15 protein-coding genes are annotated in these 16,274 nt (G+C 41.8%); 2 read left to right on the plus strand and 13 right to left on the minus strand.

Going from position 1 to position 16,274, the window contains the following annotated elements; translation table 11 throughout:
- The first annotated feature begins 42 nt into the window (after positions 1–42).
- A complete protein-coding gene (locus tag J4E06_RS13880; protein ID WP_349524555.1) occupies positions 43–744 on the plus strand; it encodes a porin family protein in 702 nt (233 codons plus the stop codon).
- On the opposite strand, the gene J4E06_RS13885 is transcribed toward J4E06_RS13880, so the two are convergent.
- From J4E06_RS13885 to rplM, 10 genes are all read right to left on the minus strand, one after another.
- On the minus strand, positions 739–1,341 hold the full coding sequence (locus J4E06_RS13885; protein WP_349524556.1) for a hypothetical protein: 603 nt from the start codon (positions 1,339–1,341) through the stop codon (positions 739–741). The two genes, J4E06_RS13880 and J4E06_RS13885, sit on opposite strands and share 6 nt — an antisense overlap.
- The gene (rpoN, locus tag J4E06_RS13890) at positions 1,341–2,798 is read right to left on the minus strand and encodes an RNA polymerase factor sigma-54 (protein WP_349524557.1); all 1,458 of its coding nucleotides are present in this window, start codon (positions 2,796–2,798) and stop codon (positions 1,341–1,343) included. The genes J4E06_RS13885 and rpoN overlap by 1 nt, the downstream gene beginning before the upstream one ends.
- 48 nt (positions 2,799–2,846) lie before the next feature.
- Positions 2,847–4,280 (minus strand): asparagine--tRNA ligase, encoded by a 1,434-nt coding sequence (gene asnS / locus J4E06_RS13895; RefSeq protein WP_349524558.1) that lies wholly within the window; start codon positions 4,278–4,280, stop codon positions 2,847–2,849.
- Positions 4,281–4,370: 90 nt separating this feature from the next.
- The gene (locus J4E06_RS13900) at positions 4,371–6,770 is read right to left on the minus strand and encodes an efflux RND transporter permease subunit (RefSeq protein ID WP_349524559.1); all 2,400 of its coding nucleotides are present in this window, start codon (positions 6,768–6,770) and stop codon (positions 4,371–4,373) included.
- Positions 6,771–6,845: 75 nt separating this feature from the next.
- Positions 6,846–7,400 (minus strand): ribosome recycling factor, encoded by a 555-nt coding sequence (gene frr, locus J4E06_RS13905; RefSeq protein WP_349524560.1) that lies wholly within the window; start codon positions 7,398–7,400, stop codon positions 6,846–6,848.
- A 42-nt stretch (positions 7,401–7,442) separates the two neighbouring features.
- The gene (gene pyrH, locus J4E06_RS13910) at positions 7,443–8,150 is read right to left on the minus strand and encodes a UMP kinase (RefSeq protein WP_349524561.1); all 708 of its coding nucleotides are present in this window, start codon (positions 8,148–8,150) and stop codon (positions 7,443–7,445) included.
- A gap of 132 nt (positions 8,151–8,282) precedes the next feature.
- Positions 8,283–9,107, minus strand: a complete 825-nt coding sequence (tsf, locus tag J4E06_RS13915) for a translation elongation factor Ts (RefSeq protein ID WP_349524562.1) — start codon at positions 9,105–9,107, stop codon at positions 8,283–8,285.
- A gap of 79 nt (positions 9,108–9,186) precedes the next feature.
- Positions 9,187–10,341, minus strand: coding sequence for a 30S ribosomal protein S2 (rpsB, locus tag J4E06_RS13920; RefSeq protein WP_349524563.1), 1,155 nt, complete (start codon positions 10,339–10,341; stop codon positions 9,187–9,189).
- A gap of 228 nt (positions 10,342–10,569) precedes the next feature.
- Positions 10,570–10,956: a 30S ribosomal protein S9 gene (gene rpsI / locus J4E06_RS13925; RefSeq protein WP_100817171.1), complete on the minus strand. Its 387-nt coding sequence runs from the start codon at positions 10,954–10,956 to the stop codon at positions 10,570–10,572.
- The gene (gene rplM, locus J4E06_RS13930) at positions 10,956–11,411 is read right to left on the minus strand and encodes a 50S ribosomal protein L13 (protein WP_349524564.1); all 456 of its coding nucleotides are present in this window, start codon (positions 11,409–11,411) and stop codon (positions 10,956–10,958) included. Before rplM ends, rpsI begins: the two co-directional genes overlap by 1 nt.
- A gap of 248 nt (positions 11,412–11,659) precedes the next feature.
- On the opposite strand from rplM, the gene J4E06_RS13935 reads away from it, so the two are divergent.
- Complete coding sequence (locus J4E06_RS13935; protein ID WP_349524565.1) at positions 11,660–14,311, plus strand: DUF5916 domain-containing protein; 2,652 nt, start codon at positions 11,660–11,662, stop codon at positions 14,309–14,311.
- Positions 14,312–14,613: 302 nt separating this feature from the next.
- Here J4E06_RS13935 and J4E06_RS13940 read toward each other — a convergent pair whose 3' ends face one another.
- The 3 genes from J4E06_RS13940 to J4E06_RS13950 are packed head-to-tail and all read right to left on the minus strand — an operon-like array spanning position 14,614 to position 16,240.
- The gene (locus tag J4E06_RS13940) at positions 14,614–15,708 is read right to left on the minus strand and encodes a pyridoxal phosphate-dependent aminotransferase (RefSeq protein WP_349524566.1); all 1,095 of its coding nucleotides are present in this window, start codon (positions 15,706–15,708) and stop codon (positions 14,614–14,616) included.
- A gap of 14 nt (positions 15,709–15,722) precedes the next feature.
- Positions 15,723–16,019 carry a type II toxin-antitoxin system RelE/ParE family toxin gene (locus J4E06_RS13945; protein ID WP_349524568.1) on the minus strand — a complete coding sequence of 99 codons (297 nt, stop codon included), beginning with the start codon at positions 16,017–16,019 and terminating at the stop codon, positions 15,723–15,725.
- Positions 16,016–16,240 (minus strand): type II toxin-antitoxin system ParD family antitoxin, encoded by a 225-nt coding sequence (locus tag J4E06_RS13950; protein ID WP_349524569.1) that lies wholly within the window; start codon positions 16,238–16,240, stop codon positions 16,016–16,018. Before J4E06_RS13950 ends, J4E06_RS13945 begins: the two co-directional genes overlap by 4 nt.
- Positions 16,241–16,274 lie beyond the last annotated feature (34 nt).

The raw sequence follows: 16,274 nt of genomic DNA on the forward strand, positions 1-16,274 counted from the left end.
CCAAATTTTTAATTTGGGGCGTTTTTTGTTTTAAATTGTCACATGATTCGTTTAGTACATCAATTAATAATCATTGTATTGTGTTTGGTGGTTTGGGTACCAGTTTTGGGCCAAACCACGGTAGATAGTATACAACCATGGGACAATCGTTATTTGGAGGATCAGTTTTATGTTGGGGTGGGGTATAATATTTTATTCGATACTCCGGAGGATGTTGGTCAACGTAACTTTTCCTATAACCTGCAAGCTGGGTTCATAAAGGATATCCCTTTTAACGAAAGACGTAATTTTGGGATTGGCCTTGGCTTAGGTTATGCGGCAAATTCCTATTATACAAATATGGGTGCTGCGGAGGGAGCCAATGGAAACCAATATCAAATTCTGGCGGACTCCGATTTCAATCGAAGCAAGTTTGAAACACATTCCATAGAGCTTCCTTTTGAAATCAGATGGCGAACCTCTACGGCGGATGATTATTCGTTTTGGAGGATATATGCCGGTGCAAAATTGGGCTATGTGTTTTCAGGTAGATCAAAATTGGTGACAGACAACGGTAATAGTTCATTTTCCAACGATGATATTGAAGCCTTTCAATATGGCTTGATGCTCAATTTTGGATTCAACACCTGGAACATCCATACCTATTATAGCTTAAATCCCTTGCTTAAGGACAATACCATCTTAAATGGGGTGCCGTTGGACTTTAGGGTTTTGCGGATTGGGTTGATTTTCTATATCCTATAGCCAATATTTCAAAATAATCAATTGAGAGCAGGACCCCAAAAGGAAGCCAATCAGCAACTCGTTTTTAGTGTGGGCCTTAAGGTATAATCTAGAGGTGGCCACCAGCCCCGTAAAGAGCGTGAACAAGCTTATGGCAATGGTAATATTAATTTCAAAATGAATACTCAAGGCAACCATAAAAGTCAAGATGCTTCCCATGCCCAACAAATGCATGCTCGTCTTAAACTTAAAGAAGAGTAAAATCAGCGTTGCACATGTCGCTGTTAAAAGCCCGGTAAAATAGTAAAAGAGCTCGTGTACGTAGTTATTGGGGATTACTTTGATCAATATCATCAAAAAGATGATACAACTTATAAAAAGCGGGTATTTGCGTTCTTGGACGGTCGGTAGAAATATGGAGCTGATAATCCCCAGATTCTTTAGTATCAAAAAAAAGATAATCGGAATGATCACAGTAAGTATAAAAATGGGAAGTATGTTCCCGCTTTGGGTCTCCAAGGTGCTGTAGGGTGCCACCATAAAATACACTATCGTACCTCCAATCGGTATGAACAATGGGTGAAAGAGGTAAGAGATAATGTGGTATACGTGCCGCATTAAATTTCTTTTCTTAACCTTGCTACAGGTATGCCTAGTTGCTCCCGATATTTGGCCACGGTTCGGCGAGCTATGGGGTAGCCTCGATCTTTTAGGATTTTGGCCAGTTTGGCATCCGTAAGTGGTTTCTTTTTCTCTTCATCACGAATAACGGTCTCCAATATCTTTTTAATTTCTCTGGTCGATACATCTTCCCCCTGTTCGTTTTTCATGGATTCAGAGAAGAAATCTTTTATCAGTTTGGTGCCATAAGGTGTATCCACATATTTGCTGTTGGCAACACGCGAAACCGTGGAAACATCCATATCTATTTTATCGGCAATGTCCTTTAAGATCATGGGCCGTAATTTTCGTTCGTCCCCGGTCATAAAATATTCCTTTTGATATTCCATGATAGTACTCATCGTGATAAAGAGCGTCTGCTGACGTTGCCTAATGGCATCTATAAACCACTTGGCGGCATCCAATTTCTGTTTGATGAACATTACCGTATCCTTCTGTGATTTGGTCTTTTCCTTGGCGTTTTTATAGCCTTCCAGCATATTGCTGTAATCTTTGGAAACATGAAGCTCCGGGGCATTTCTTCCATTTAGGGTAAGTTCCAGTTCACCATCGACGATCTTTATGGAAAAATCGGGAACAATATGTTCGATTATACGGGTGTTCCCGGCATAAGAGCCTCCTGGTTTGGGATTGAGTTTTTCGATTTCAGAGATTGCGGCTTTTAGCTCTTCCTCAGAAATATGGTGCTTTTGTATAAGTTTGGAGTAATGTTTTTTGGTAAAATGATCAAAAGACCTTTCCAGAATGTTAATGGCCAGCTCAACCGAAGGCTTTTGTTCTTTACGCTTTAATTGAATGATCAAACACTCGTCCAATGAACGTGCGGCCACACCTGGTGGGTCCAAATCTTGGACTATTTTTAGAACTTCCTCGATTTTATCTTCCTCCACGTAAATGTTTTGTGTAAAGGCGAGGTCGTCCATAATGTCTGGGAGTGGTCTTCGGATGTAACCGCTTTCATCCACACTGCCTACCAAAAACTCGGCAATGGCCCATTCCTGATCATCTAGGTAAGTCGTGTTCAGTTGGTTGATCAAATATTGGTTGAACGATGTTCCTGCGGCATAGGGCACCCTTTTGTCCTCATCGTCTGCACTATAGTTGTTGGCTTGGGTGCGGTAATCCGGAATTTCATCATCGCTCAAGTAATCATCAATATTGATTTCTTCGGTGTCAATGTTCTCATTGTCCGCTGAATCATCATAGGTGTCCTCGTACATGTCATCCAGAGCATCGCTTTCCTCCTTGCCGCTCTCCAATGCAGGGTTTTCCTCTAGCTCTTGCTTCAATCGTTGTTCAAAAGCCTGTGTGGGCAATTGAATAAGCTTCATGAGCTGAATCTGCTGCGGAGACAGTTTTTGGGAAAGCTTAAACTGTAGATGTTGTTTCAGCATACGGATTGATAATTTACAATCTTACTTTCTTAAAATAACAAAATCAAATTAAAACTCGGCATTTTGCGGGGTTCTAGGGTAAGGGATAACGTCCCTGATGTTCCCCATTCCCGTGGCAAATTGTACCATACGCTCAAAACCTAGTCCAAAACCACTGTGCACCGCCGTACCAAACTTTCTTAAATCGAGGTACCACCATAGTTCTTTGGCATCAATATCCAGTTCCTTTATTTTTTGTTCCAGTACATCCAGGCGTTCTTCCCGCTGGGATCCTCCCACGATTTCGCCAATACCGGGGAAAAGCACGTCCATGGCACGTACGGTTTTGCCATCTTCGTTCAAGCGCATGTAAAATGCCTTGATGTTTGCTGGGTAATCAAAAAGAATCACTGGGCATTTAAAGTGCTTTTCTACCAAGAAACGTTCGTGCTCACTTTGTAGGTCCGCTCCCCATTCGTCAATAGGGAACTGGAACTTTTTCTTTTTGTTCGGCTTGCTGTTCTTTAAAATATCAATGGCTTCCGTGTAGGATACTCTTTTAAAGTTATTTTCCACTACGAATTTCAACTTTTCGATCAAAGCCATTTCGGAGCGCTCGGTTTGTGGCTTGGTCTTTTCTTCATCCAACAAACGTTTCTCCAAGAATTGTAAGTCGTCTTGGCAATGGTCCAGCACGTATTGGATGATGTATTTGATAAAATCCTCGGCAAGGTCCATATTGGCATCCAGATCAAAGAAAGCCATTTCCGGCTCAATCATCCAGAATTCTGCTAAGTGACGTGATGTGTTGGAGTTCTCTGCTCGGAAAGTGGGTCCAAAAGTGTACACTTTGCCCAGTCCCATGGCGTAGGTTTCTGCTTCCAACTGACCTGATACGGTCAGGTTGGTCTCTTTTCCAAAAAAGTCCTCGGAATAATCTACATCCCCAGAGTCATTTAGTGGTGGATTCTTGGGGTCCAAAGTGGATACGCGGAACATTTCTCCCGCTCCCTCGGCATCGGAACCCGTAATAATGGGTGCGTGCATATAATAAAACCCGTTTTGCTGAAAATAGCTGTGAACCGCAAACGAAAGTACCGACCTAACCCGCATTACCGCGGAAAAGGTGTTGGTGCGCACCCTAAGGTGTGCCTTTTCCCTCAAAAACTCCAACGAGTGCTTTTTGGGTTGAATAGGGTAGGTTTCCGGGTCTGCGGTACCGTGCACAAAAATATCCGTTGCTTGTATTTCCACACGTTGTCCCCGGCCTTGGCTTTCTTCCAAAGTTCCGGTGACTTTTAGTGCGGCACCGCTTGAAATTTGTTTGAGCAATCCTTCGTCCAAATTTTCAAAATCTACGACACATTGCAGGTTATGTATGGTCGAACCATCGTTTAATGCGATAAATCGGTTGCTTCTAAATGTTTTTACCCATCCATTTACTTCAACGGAATCTCCTATGGGTTGCTTTTCCAGCAATTCTTTTATGGAATAAGACATCATTCTAAAACTATCTTAATTTAATTGGTAAAGATAGGTTTTTGATAAAAAACGATGGCAATGGAAAGCTCTAATTTATATCGATGGCGGACACTATTTGTCCTTGAGGTTGTCTTCGTCCTGAGGTAAAATATCGATTTGAGGTTTTTTAAGCACCTGTTTGTTGGCAATACTTCTTTCCAAGGACAGCAGTAGTGATGGCAACAAGATCAAATTGGACAACATGGCGAACAACAAAGTGGCCGAAACCAATCCGCCCAATGCCTTGGTTCCTCCAAAACTGGAGATGATGAAGACCGAAAATCCGAAAAACAAAACGATGGAAGTGTAGAACATACTTACCCCGGTTTCTCTTAGAGCTGCATACACCGATTTTTTAATGTGCCAACGATTGGCTGTAAGTTCTTGGCGGTATTTGGCCAAAAAGTGAATCGTATCATCTACCGATATACCAAAGGCAATACTGAATACAAGTATGGTGGATGGTTTAATGGGTACGCCCAAATAGCCCATGACCCCGGCGGTAATAACCAATGGCAATAAGTTCGGCACTAGGGAAATGATGACCATTTTATAGGATCGGAACAGGTAGGCCATGAAAAGCGAGATCAAGCCTATGGCCAATGCTAGGGACAACAACAGGTTTTTGACCAAGTACTTCGTGCCTTTTAGGAACAAAAGGGCTTTTCCCGTCATAAAAACATCGTATCGCTCCGATGGAAACTGTTTTGCAATAGCTTCTTGCAGGTCCTTTTCAATCTCCTCCATTCGGTCGATTTTTACATCGCGCATATAGGTAGTCAATCGTGCTGTTTGGCCAGTACTGTCCACAAAGCTTTGCAAAAGGTCTGTTCCGTCAGTGGACGATTTTTGAACGGCATTCATTATAAATGTATTCTCTTGGCTGGTGGGCAGTTGATAGTATTTAGGTATTCCGTTGTAAAAAGCCTGTTTGGAATACTTTACCAAATCAACAACGGAAATGGGTCTCGAGAGTTCCGGAATTTCATCGATTACGGTCCCCAATCCGTCCATTCGTTTTAAGGTGGCAGGTTTAATTACCCCATTTTTACGTTTGGTATCCACTACGATTTCCATAGGCATAATACCATCAAATTCAGCTTCAAAAAACTGGATGTCCTTGTAAAAGTGACTTTTCTTAGGGAGGTCTTCAATCCTACTTCCCGTAATACGCATTTGGTAAATTCCGATAATGCTTAATACCAAGACGGCCACTGTGGTAATGTAAACCGCAATCCTATGGTTTCTCACCATATTTTCCATCCAGTTTACAAAAATGTCCATCCATTTTTTGTTCAAGTGCTTTAAGTGCTTGGTCTTTGGAAGCGGCATAAAGCTGTAAATGATGGGTATGATCAAGAGGGATAAGATAAATATTCCAACAATGTTGATGGAAGCGACGATACCAAACTCTTTGAGCAGGTCACTGTCCAAAATTATGAAGGTGGCAAAACCAGAAGCAGTGGTAATGTTCGTCATTAAAGTGGCATTACCAATCTTTGAGATTACCCGTTGTAACGATAATGCTTGGTTTCCATGTTTTTTGACCTCTTGCTGATATTTGTTGATCAAAAAAATACAGTTGGGTATGCCGATTACAATGATCAAGGGGGGGATCAAAGCGGTAAGTATCGTAATTTCGTACTTTAAGAGGCCCAGTATCCCAAAGGCCCACATTACCCCTATGATCACTACGCACATAGAGATGAAAGTAGCTCTGAAACTTCTAAAGAAAAAGAAGAAAATAATAGAGGTGACCAAAAGTGCACCTACGATAAAAAGACCGATTTCATCAACAATGGATTTGGTGTTCCAGGTGCGTATGTAAGGCATTCCGGAAATACGGACATCCATTCCGGTCTCTTGCTCAAAATCTTCTACAAGCTCAGCAAGGTCATTGAGTATAAACTCGTTTCTTACCGCTGTGTTCATAATATCTTTGTCAAGATAAACAACGGTTTGGATGGTGCCGCTTTTAGCGTTGTATACCAGATTATCGTAGAAAGGAAGTTCTTTGAAAAGGTGGTTTGTCAGCGAATCTATTTCGGTTTTGGTCGTTGGAGGAGTAGTTATTAGAGGTTCCATGGAGAACGTTTGGGTATCGTTGTCCTTGATTAGCTCCTTTAGGTTCTCCAACGAAATAACATATTCAACCTCGGGAAAAGCATCGAGCTGCTTGCTCAGCGTGTTCCATTGGTTAAAGTTTTTTGGGGTGAACAATGCAGAATCCCTAATGGCCAAGACTATGGCATTGCCCTCTTCTCCAAATATTTTGGTAAACGCATTGTACTGAATACTGGCTGGATGGTCGTCAGGGAGGATATTGGCTTCCGTATTGGAAAACCGCATATTTTTCCATTGCATAGCAAGGAAAACAGTAAAGGCAGCAACCCCCAAAAGAATAAGTATTCTATTGCGGAGTATGATTCCTGCGACCTTGGGCCAAAATCCTTTAGTGAGCTTTGCTACCATATGGGTTTTGTTGGCCGCAAAGGTAGAAAATGATATGTTGTGTTCCTAGGAAAGAATCCGGTCAAAATCGAAGTTTTACACCTTCATTATTTCGGCCTCTTTGTGGGTCAATATGTCATCAACTTTATCGCTATAGGTGTCGGTCAATTCTTGTACATCGACTTCGGCGTTCTTTAAAAGGTCCTCGGAAATATCCAACGCTTTTAATTCTTTGTTGGCATCCTGTCTAGCACTGCGGATGCTCACCTTGGCATCTTCGGCTTCCGCTTTGGCCTGCTTGGTCAATTGTATTCTTCTTTCTTCCGTTAACGGTGGTACGTTAATGATTACCATTTCACCATTGTTCATGGGGTTAAAGCCCAAATTGGCATTTGTTATGGCAGTTTCAATATCGGCCAACAAGTTTTTTTCCCATGGCTGTACGGAAAGGGTTCGTGCATCGGGAGTATTAATGTTGGATACTTGGGAAAGCGGGGTCTGTGACCCATAGTAATCCACCATAACGGTGGACAGCATCATGGGACTTGCTTTACCGGCCCTAATTTTGGTCAATGCTTTTTGCAAGTGTTCAATACTTGCTTCCATGCTTTCTTTTGTACTATCAAGAATAAATTTTACGTCTTCGTCCATAACTTTCAAATTTAAAAAACTAAAACCAAAGTGCTCGTCAATTTAAACATTGACCACGGTTCCGATATTTTCTCCGGAAACTATTTTCATCAAATTACCTCGTGTGTTCATATCAAACACCACAATGGGCAGCTCATTTTCCTGACTCAATGTGAACGCTGTTGTATCCATCACCTTAAGTCCTTTGGAAAGTACTTCGTTAAAGGAAATGGAATCGAATTTAGTGGCGTTTTTATCTTTTTCCGGGTCAGATGTGTAAATGCCGTCAACACGGGTTCCTTTTAAAATTACATCTGCTTTTATTTCGATGGCTCTCAATACTGCGGCAGAATCCGTTGTGAAATAAGGGTTTCCCGTTCCACCGCCAAAGATGACGACTCTTCCTTTTTCCAAATGCCGGATGGCTCTCCTTCGGATAAATGGCTCCGCGACCTCATTTATTTTGATGGCCGATTGCAATCTTGTTTGTACTCCTTTTATTTCTAGGGCGCTCTGCAATGCCAATCCATTGATTACCGTGGCCAACATTCCCATGTGGTCTCCTTGGACCCTGTCCATACCTTGGCTAGCGCCGGCGAGACCTCTAAAAATGTTTCCTCCACCGATTACAATGGCTACTTCAACACCCTTTTCAATAACAGCTTGTATTTCTTCGGCATATTCGTCCAATCGCTTGGCATCGATACCATATTGTTGTTCGCCCATTAAGGCTTCTCCACTTAATTTTAATAAAATTCTTTTGTAATGCATTGAGAGTTTCTTGAAGTCCGGACAAAAATAATCAAAATTATTTACGGGAAATGAAGAATTATGGGTTTGATAGGAACATAAAAAAACCGCTTCGGTCGGGAAGCGGTTTTCTGAATTTATTGTTGTGGTGAATTAACCCAATGCTACTCTTGAGAAACCTGTAACTTCCAAGCTGGAATCTACAGACTTCACATATTGGGCAACACTTTGTTTGCTGTCTTTAATGAAAGCCTGGTTCACCAAAGTGTTGTCTTTAAAGAAGCGCTTCAATTTACCTTGAGCGATTTTGTCCAACATTTCCTCAGGCTTACCTTCTTCACGCAATTGATCTTTTGCAATTTCGATTTCCTTATCGATAATGGATTGATCAACCCCTTCTTCGTCCAATGCAACAGGATTCATGGCAGCTGCTTGCATAGCTACGTCTTTTGCAGCTTCGGCAGCACCATCAACATTGGCGGACAAACCTACCAAAGTGGCAATCTTGTTTCCTGCGTGGATGTATGATCCTACGAAAGGAGCGTTCAATTTCTCGAAGCTACCGATTTCGATTTTCTCACCGATAACACCGGTTTGCTCTGTTAATTTCTCTGCCACGGTCATTCCCCCAAAGGAAGCAGCAAGAAAGTCTTCTTTGTTGTCGTAACCTAGTGCTAGATCGGCTAAATCCGTTGCAAGTTTTACAAAGGTGTCGTTTTTGGCAACAAAGTCTGTTTCACAGTTCAAGGAGATAACTATACCTTGTGTGTTGTCATCATTCACTTTTGCAATGGCTGCACCTTCAGATGATTCTCTGTCAGCTCTTTTTGCAGCAACTTTTTGGCCTTTTTTTCTAAGGATCTCGATTGCTTGATCAAAATCGCCTTCGGCTTCAACCAAAGCTTTTTTGCAATCCATCATTCCAGCTCCAGTGGCCTTTCTTAATTTATTTACTTCTGCGGCGGTAATCTTTGCCATTTTCTTTTCTTTTTAAATTTTACGTAAAGTAAAACACTATGCAAGTGTTTTTGTTTAGGACAATGTTAAATCAGTAGGGTTATTCAACTCCTCCTTTAACACTATCTTGCCATTCTTTAAGTTCGTCCCACTTTCCTTCGGCAGCCATTTTTGCTTGTTTTGGCCAAGATGTTGGGTCCAAGTGAGCTAAAGTTGAACTGGCCTCGGTCAAGATTTCCTTAACTTTTTCGGCATCTGCATCGGCAAGTTCGGCGTAAGTTTTTACTCCGCTGGCAATAAGAGCTTCGGCGGCTTTAGGTCCAACACCTTCAATCTTGGTAAGGTCGTCAGGTTTTGCTTTAGCTTCTTTTTTTGCAGGCTTTTCCTCCTCAGCAGGTTTCTCTTCTTTGGTTGGAGCGGCCTCAGCTTTTTTTGCGGGCTTTTCTTCAGTGGCTTTTTCTTCCTTTTTTGGAGCGGCCTCAGCTTTTTTATCCTCTTTTTTAGAGGCTTCTTCTGTTTTGGCAGCTTTAGCTTCTTCTTTGTCTTTTTCGCCAGTTTTCTCGCTCTTGCGCTCTTCCAAACCTTCAGCAACTGCTTGGGTTACTGATTCCATAATGATTTCAATGGATTTACCGGCATCATCATTGGATGGGATGGCATAGTCAACATCGCGAGGGTCGGAGTTGGTATCAACCATCGCAAAAATTGGAATGTTCAATTTTTGAGCTTCTTTTACTGCGATGTGCTCACGCATGGTGTCAACGATGAAAAGTGCACCTGGCAAACGGGTCATATCGGCAATAGAACCTAAGTTCTTGTCCAACTTGGCACGCAAACGGTCTACTTGCAATCTTTCTTTTTTTGAAAGCGTGTTGAAGGTACCGTCTTTCTTCATGCGGTCGATAGCAGCCATTTTCTTGACAGCTTTACGAATGGTTACAAAGTTGGTCAACATACCACCTGGCCATCTTTCTGTGATGTACGGCATGTTCACTTTGGATACTTTGTCCGCGACAATGTCCTTTGCTTGTTTTTTTGTGGCTACAAATAGGATTTTTCTTCCTGATGATGCAATTTTCTTGAGAGCTTCATTGGCTTCGTCAAGTTTTGCAACCGTTTTGTAGAGGTTGATTACGTGGATTCCGTTACGCTCCATGTAGATGTAAGGGGCCATGTTCGGATTCCACTTTCTTGTTAGGTGCCCAAAATGCACACCTGCTTCCAGTAAGTCTTTTACTTCAATTTTACTTGCCATTTCTTGTACTTAGTTTACGTTCCGTTGTAGTAGCAATGTGTTGGTGGTCACAAAATTTTGTTCGCCCAACCCATTTAGATGCTAAACTAGTTTCCAAAAAGTCGATTACATTATCCTTTTTAGAACAACGACAACTTGGTTAAAAATTTAACCCTGAAAGTATAGTACATAATTTCAGGGTTTTCAATGAACTTATCTATAATTGAATGCCGTAGCACCCAAAGTATATTAACGTTTGGAGAATTGGAATTTCTTACGGGCTTTCTTCTGACCGAATTTCTTTCTTTCCACCATTCTTGGGTCTCTTGTCAATAAACCTTCTGGTTTAAGAACCGCCCTGTTTTCTGCGTCTATTTCGCACATTGCTCTGGACAAAGCCAAACGAACAGCTTCTGCCTGACCTGTGATTCCACCACCAAAGACATTTACTTTTACATCGTAATTGCCATCGGTTTCAGTTAAAGTGAAAGGCTGTCTCACTTTGTACTGTAATGTCCCTGTGGTAAAGTAATCGTTAAGATCTCTTTTGTTTACTGTGATGTTTCCAGATCCTTCGGAAACATATACTCTTGCCACAGCGGTTTTTCTTCTACCTATCTTATGAACCACTTCCATTATTTGTAGTCGTTTAAGTTTATAGCTTTTGGTTTTTGCGCTTCTTGTCCGTGTTCAGTACCGGCATATACCTTTAGGTTTCTGAACAAATCGGCTCCAAGTTTGTTTTTTGGAAGCATTCCTTTTACAGAACCTTCGATAATGCGCTCGGGATGTTTTTCCAACACTTCTCTAGCAGAAGCGGAACGTTGCCCACCTGGATAACCGGTATATCTTAGATATTCTTTCTCATCCCACTTGTTGCCTGACATATCGATTTTTTCAGCATTGATGACAATGACATTGTCTCCACAATCAACATGGGGGGTAAAGTTGGTCTTATATTTCCCTCTAAGTATTTTGGCTACTTTAGACGCCAATCTTCCTAAGGTCTGTCCTTCAGCATCAACCAATAACCATTGTTTGTCAACAGTAGATTTATTGGCGGAAATAGTTTTATAACTTAATGTATCCACTTCTCGAATATTATTGATTTAATAACCTATCCCGAATAACGGGCTGCAAATGTACAATTATTAGATTGAATTACAAACGGTTGATCGGGAATATTTTTCCACTTTTTTAAATTCCAATTGGAGGCTTTATAAAGGTCCTGCAATATAGCTTGTTGAAAATGTTAAAAAAAGATTAAAAAAAACGTCGACTGTAACTCTTGCCATTTTCACAGGTCTTTAATACATCTATCTAATCAAAAAACGAATCCGTGAGAAACTTAGTTCTGGTTTTCTTTAGTCTTTTCTTTGTTTATAACCTTCAAGCCCAAGACTCCACAGAGGTCGTCATCAAAAAAAAATATACCACCAAAGCTTTGGGGGAATATGCCGCTCCAACCATTAACGGTATTTTGGAAGATGAGGCATGGAATCTTGTAGAATGGGGCGGTGATTATATTGAATGGCAGCCCGATGAGAACACCCCGCCCAGCCACCAAACCAAGTTTAAAATACTATACGATAGCAAGAACCTATATATAGGTGTGCGCTGTTATGATTCCGAACCCGATAAAATTGTAAAAAGATTGTCCCGAAGGGATGGTTTTGATGGTGACTGGATAGAATTCAATATAGATAGCTATTTTGATAAACGTACTGCATTTTCTTTTACCATTACAGCAGCAGGGGTAAAAGGTGATGAGTTTATATCTAACAATGGCAATAATTGGGATTCGAGCTGGAACCCTATTTGGTATGCTAAGGCCCATGTAGATGATAAGGGGTGGACCGCGGAACTTCGTATCCCCTTAAGTCAATTGAAATTTGGTAGTGCAGAAGAACAAGTTTGGGGTTTTCAGTCCACAAGACGCTTTTTTAGAAATGAAGAACGCTCCGTGTGGCAACGCAAACCAGTAGACCAGCCCGGTTGGGTGAGCGAGTTCGGGGAGCTCCACGGTCTAAAAAATATTGAACCTCAAAAACAATTGGAAATTCAGCCCTATACAGTGGCAAAAACCGAAACCTACGAGGCAGAGGAAGGGAATCCCTTTAGGGATGGAAGTGAAAGTAACATCACGGCAGGACTGGATGCCAAAATAGGAATCACCAACGACCTGACTTTGGATTTGACGGTCAATCCCGATTTTGGACAGGTGGATGCCGACCCATCTGCCATTGCGTTGGACGGTTTTCAGATATTTTTTCAAGAGCGGCGCCCATTTTTTGTGGAGAACAAAAACATTTTTGATTTCAGTGTATCGCAATCCCAAGCCGGTAATACGTTTGGTTCGGACAATATTTTTTATTCCCGTAGAATTGGGCGTAGTCCCCAAGGTTACCCAAATACTTTGGACGGGGAGTTTGTGGATCAGCCGGACAACACCCCGATGATTGGTGCGGCAAAGTTCAGTGGTAAGACCAAAGACGGATGGGCCATTGGCGTACTCGAGAGCGTCACCGCTCAGCGAACCGCAACCATATTAAATGGTAATGGGGATACCCGAACGGAAATGGTAGAACCCCTGACCAATTACTTTGTAGGGAGGTTGCAAAAGGACTTTAATGAACGAAATTCGTATATCGGGGGCATTTTTACGGCCACGAACCGAGAAAACTTACCGGAACAACTCAATTTTTTGCATAGTGCAGCCTACACCAGTGGATTTGATTTTAAACACCAATGGGCCAACCGGGATTGGTATGTTGGCGGCAACATCACTTTGAGCCATGTGCGCGGGAGCGAAGAAGCCATCACCAATACCCAAGAATCCATCACCCATTTGTTCGATAGGGTGGGGGCAGACCACGTCGCCGTGGACACCACTAGAACATCATTGACAGGAACTGGGGGCAACGTGCAAATTGGAAAGATAGGCAATGGACATTGGCGCTTCGAGTCCGGAGCTACTTGGCGATCGCCCGAATTGGAGCTCAACGATATCGGGTTTCAGCGTCAGGCTGACGATGTACGGCATTATACTTGGATAGGCTATCAAACCTTAAAGCCGGACAGTACCTTTAGGCGAGTGGGCATCAACTACAACCATTGGTCGGCTTGGGATTTTATGGGAAATCATAATTATTTGCAGTTCAATACCAATAGCTGGCAAAACTGGAAGGACAATTGGAACACCAATATCGGGTTCAATTTTGCCCCTATCGAGTATTCCAATTTTGCCTTGCGAGGTGGCCCAAGATTGCGACAATCGCCCTGGGTGAGCTTTTGGAACAGTATCAATACGGATTACAGGAGGAAATTGCGATTCTCATTTTTTCACAATGGTAGAAAAGCGCTGGACAACTCCATAAAAAGCTATTATATGGAAGGAGGGTTTGTTTATCAGCCCTTAAATGCATTACGGATTTCCGTATTCCCTTCTTTGGATATCAATCACGATAAATTACAGTATATTGATAATTTTGATAATGTCAATGGTTCGCCGCGCTACCTGAACGGGGAAATTAATCAGCGTACCTTGAGTATGTCGGTGCGTTTAAACTATACCATCAACCCCAATTTGACCATCCAATATTGGGGACAACCCTTTATTTCGAGAGGACGCTATTCCAATTTTAAGCATATCACGGACCCGGTTGCCAAGACCTTTGCGGATAGATTTGTGCAATACACGTCTGAACAGACTGAACTTGCCGAGGGTACCTACACCATTGATGAAGATTTGGATGGTATAACCGATTTTAGTTTTGACAATCCAGACTTTTCCTTTGTGCAGTTCCGTTCCAATTTGGTCATCCGATGGGAGTACATCCCAGGGTCGGAAATTTTCTTGGTATGGTCGCAAGATGTGTCAAGGAATGGCGACCCGACCAATGGACTGTTGTCCAGTTTGGGCGACAACATTTTTGGTCAAAAACCACAAAACATTTTTTTATTGAAAGCTACCTATCGGTTTGTGTTGTAATCCTTGTCATTTCTCACGGATGCTGAACGAAGTCGAAGCATAAGTCGGAATCTGATTGAATTTTTAGGCAAGAATTAGATGAGTTGTTGAATAAATTCAGCTTGACGGGATTAACACCGAAGTGTCATCCTGAGCGAAGTCGAAGCGTGATTCGTAATCCGCTTAATAAATTTGTCAGTTCGAGTTTTTTCCTTCAGGAAAAAGTATCGAGAACTTGTTTCATGTTATTAAAATTCTGATTCTCGATACAATTTTTTCGTTTCACTCCAAAAACCACTCGAATTGACGAATTTAGATTAAGGCTATTTAATTTTCCGAAGTGCTTTAACAAGTGCTTCATTCGCCTCTTTATTACCTATGGTAATACGAACTTTTCCTGGGGCACCAAACTGCGAAACAGGACGTACCATAATGCCCTGTTCCATCATTTTGTCCGTGAACTCCATTTCGGGGAATGGTGGGTCAATGATAAAAAAGTTCGCTTGACTTGGCCAATATGTAATGCCTAGTTCATCAAATGCTTTGGCAATAAAAGTTCTGCCTTCCAAAACGGTTTTTACAGTTTCTTCGATAAACTCGGTATCATTTAATGCTCCGATAGCCGCTTCAATGGAAGTCAGGGGTAATAAAAAGGGTTTGTGGATCAAACGTACATAATTGGCAATGGTGGCTGTAGTATAGCCGTACCCAATGCGCTGTCCTGCCAATCCGTAGGTTTTGGAAAAACTGTTGAGTCCAACCACATTGTGACCTTCCAATATATAAGGCAATGCGGTAACATAATCTTCTGCATCGGCAAAGTGGCGATAGACTTCATCAAACACCACCACAATATTTTTGGGAACACGCGCCATAAAATCGTCCATCACCGCTTTTGGAATATACGTCCCCGTAGGATTGTTGGGGCTGGTCAAGAAAATGATTTTGGTCTTCTCTGTGATAGCGTTCAAGATACCTTCCACATCCAAATCGTAGTTAGGGGCTAATAGGGGAATATCAACTTGGCTGGCACCGTACCATCTGGAAAAAACGGAGTAGGGTAGAAAGCAGGGGTTGGAAAAAATAACCTCGTCCCCTTCGTTGATAAAAGCTCGAAGCAGCATATCGATAACCTCCGAACCGCTATTCCCGCACAAGAATTGGTCAGCGTACAACCGACCATCAAAATCTTGGACCAAGGCTTCGCGTAAACGGATATCGGTCTGGTCGGGGTAAATGTCGATGTTGTCCAGCGCAGCTTTCATAGCGGCAACCGCTTTTGGTGATGCACCCAACGGATTCTCGTTGGATGACAATTTGTAAATTTTTTTGTTTGATGGTGGAATGTTTTTTCCGCCTTTATACACCTCTTTGGGTACTAAATGGGGTTTGAAAATGGATGTTATGTTTTTTTTCATTTTTTCATTTGACATCAAGTCAAGATTTTTATTAAATCCCTTCCTCCGTATATGACTCGTATGATACGTACATATCCGCGCATCTTACGATAGAATATTACGTGTGATTTATAGGGGAAACTGAACAATTCATTCTTGATTTCCTTTCTTTCTATTCCAATAGTTGGATTTTTGGCTATCACTTCGAAGTGACTGTTCATGCCGATTAAATATTCAATGGCTTGGGAAGTGCCGAATTTGAGTTCGCCATATTCGAAAATACCCTCGATATCATTATCTGCTTCTTGGGATAGAACGTAGCTGGCTGTCATCCATTCTTTTTTGCCACAATGATTTCCTCCATGGTTCTTGGGCTGTCAGGTGCATTCCAACCTTTCTCTATCTCATTTCTGAGATCATTAATGACCTTTTCCCTATACACTTTATGCAAACGTAAAGCGTCGCGAATAACTTCGCTATTGTTCTGATATTCTCCAGTCGCAACTTGTTGAGCAATATATTCTTCCTGTTTTTTTGTGAAACTGATGTTCATGACAAACCTATTAATGATTATTCAAAAATATATA

The sequence above is a fragment of the Allomuricauda sp. NFXS6 genome (genome assembly GCF_040148835.1).
In the GTDB taxonomy this organism is placed as follows: domain Bacteria; phylum Bacteroidota; class Bacteroidia; order Flavobacteriales; family Flavobacteriaceae; genus Flagellimonas.

Coding starts and splice junctions, on each gene's coding strand:
- asnS (WP_349524558.1), bottom strand. CDS start 4,280: ATGATGTCTTATTCCATAAAAGAATTGCTGGAAAAGCAACCCATAGGA.
- rpsB (WP_349524563.1), bottom strand. CDS start 10,341: ATGGCAAGTAAAATTGAAGTAAAAGACTTACTGGAAGCAGGTGTGCAT.
- J4E06_RS13900 (WP_349524559.1), bottom strand. CDS start 6,770: ATGGTAGCAAAGCTCACTAAAGGATTTTGGCCCAAGGTCGCAGGAATC.
- J4E06_RS13945 (WP_349524568.1), bottom strand. CDS start 16,019: ATGACAGCCAGCTACGTTCTATCCCAAGAAGCAGATAATGATATCGAG.
- pyrH (WP_349524561.1), bottom strand. CDS start 8,150: ATGCATTACAAAAGAATTTTATTAAAATTAAGTGGAGAAGCCTTAATG.
- rpoN (WP_349524557.1), bottom strand. CDS start 2,798: ATGCTGAAACAACATCTACAGTTTAAGCTTTCCCAAAAACTGTCTCCG.
- rpsI (WP_100817171.1), bottom strand. CDS start 10,956: ATGGAAGTGGTTCATAAGATAGGTAGAAGAAAAACCGCTGTGGCAAGA.
- J4E06_RS13950 (WP_349524569.1), bottom strand. CDS start 16,240: ATGAACATCAGTTTCACAAAAAAACAGGAAGAATATATTGCTCAACAA.
- tsf (WP_349524562.1), bottom strand. CDS start 9,107: ATGGCAAAGATTACCGCCGCAGAAGTAAATAAATTAAGAAAGGCCACT.
- J4E06_RS13885 (WP_349524556.1), bottom strand. CDS start 1,341: ATGCGGCACGTATACCACATTATCTCTTACCTCTTTCACCCATTGTTC.
- J4E06_RS13940 (WP_349524566.1), bottom strand. CDS start 15,708: ATGAAAAAAAACATAACATCCATTTTCAAACCCCATTTAGTACCCAAA.
- J4E06_RS13880 (WP_349524555.1), top strand. CDS start 43: ATGATTCGTTTAGTACATCAATTAATAATCATTGTATTGTGTTTGGTG.
- frr (WP_349524560.1), bottom strand. CDS start 7,400: ATGGACGAAGACGTAAAATTTATTCTTGATAGTACAAAAGAAAGCATG.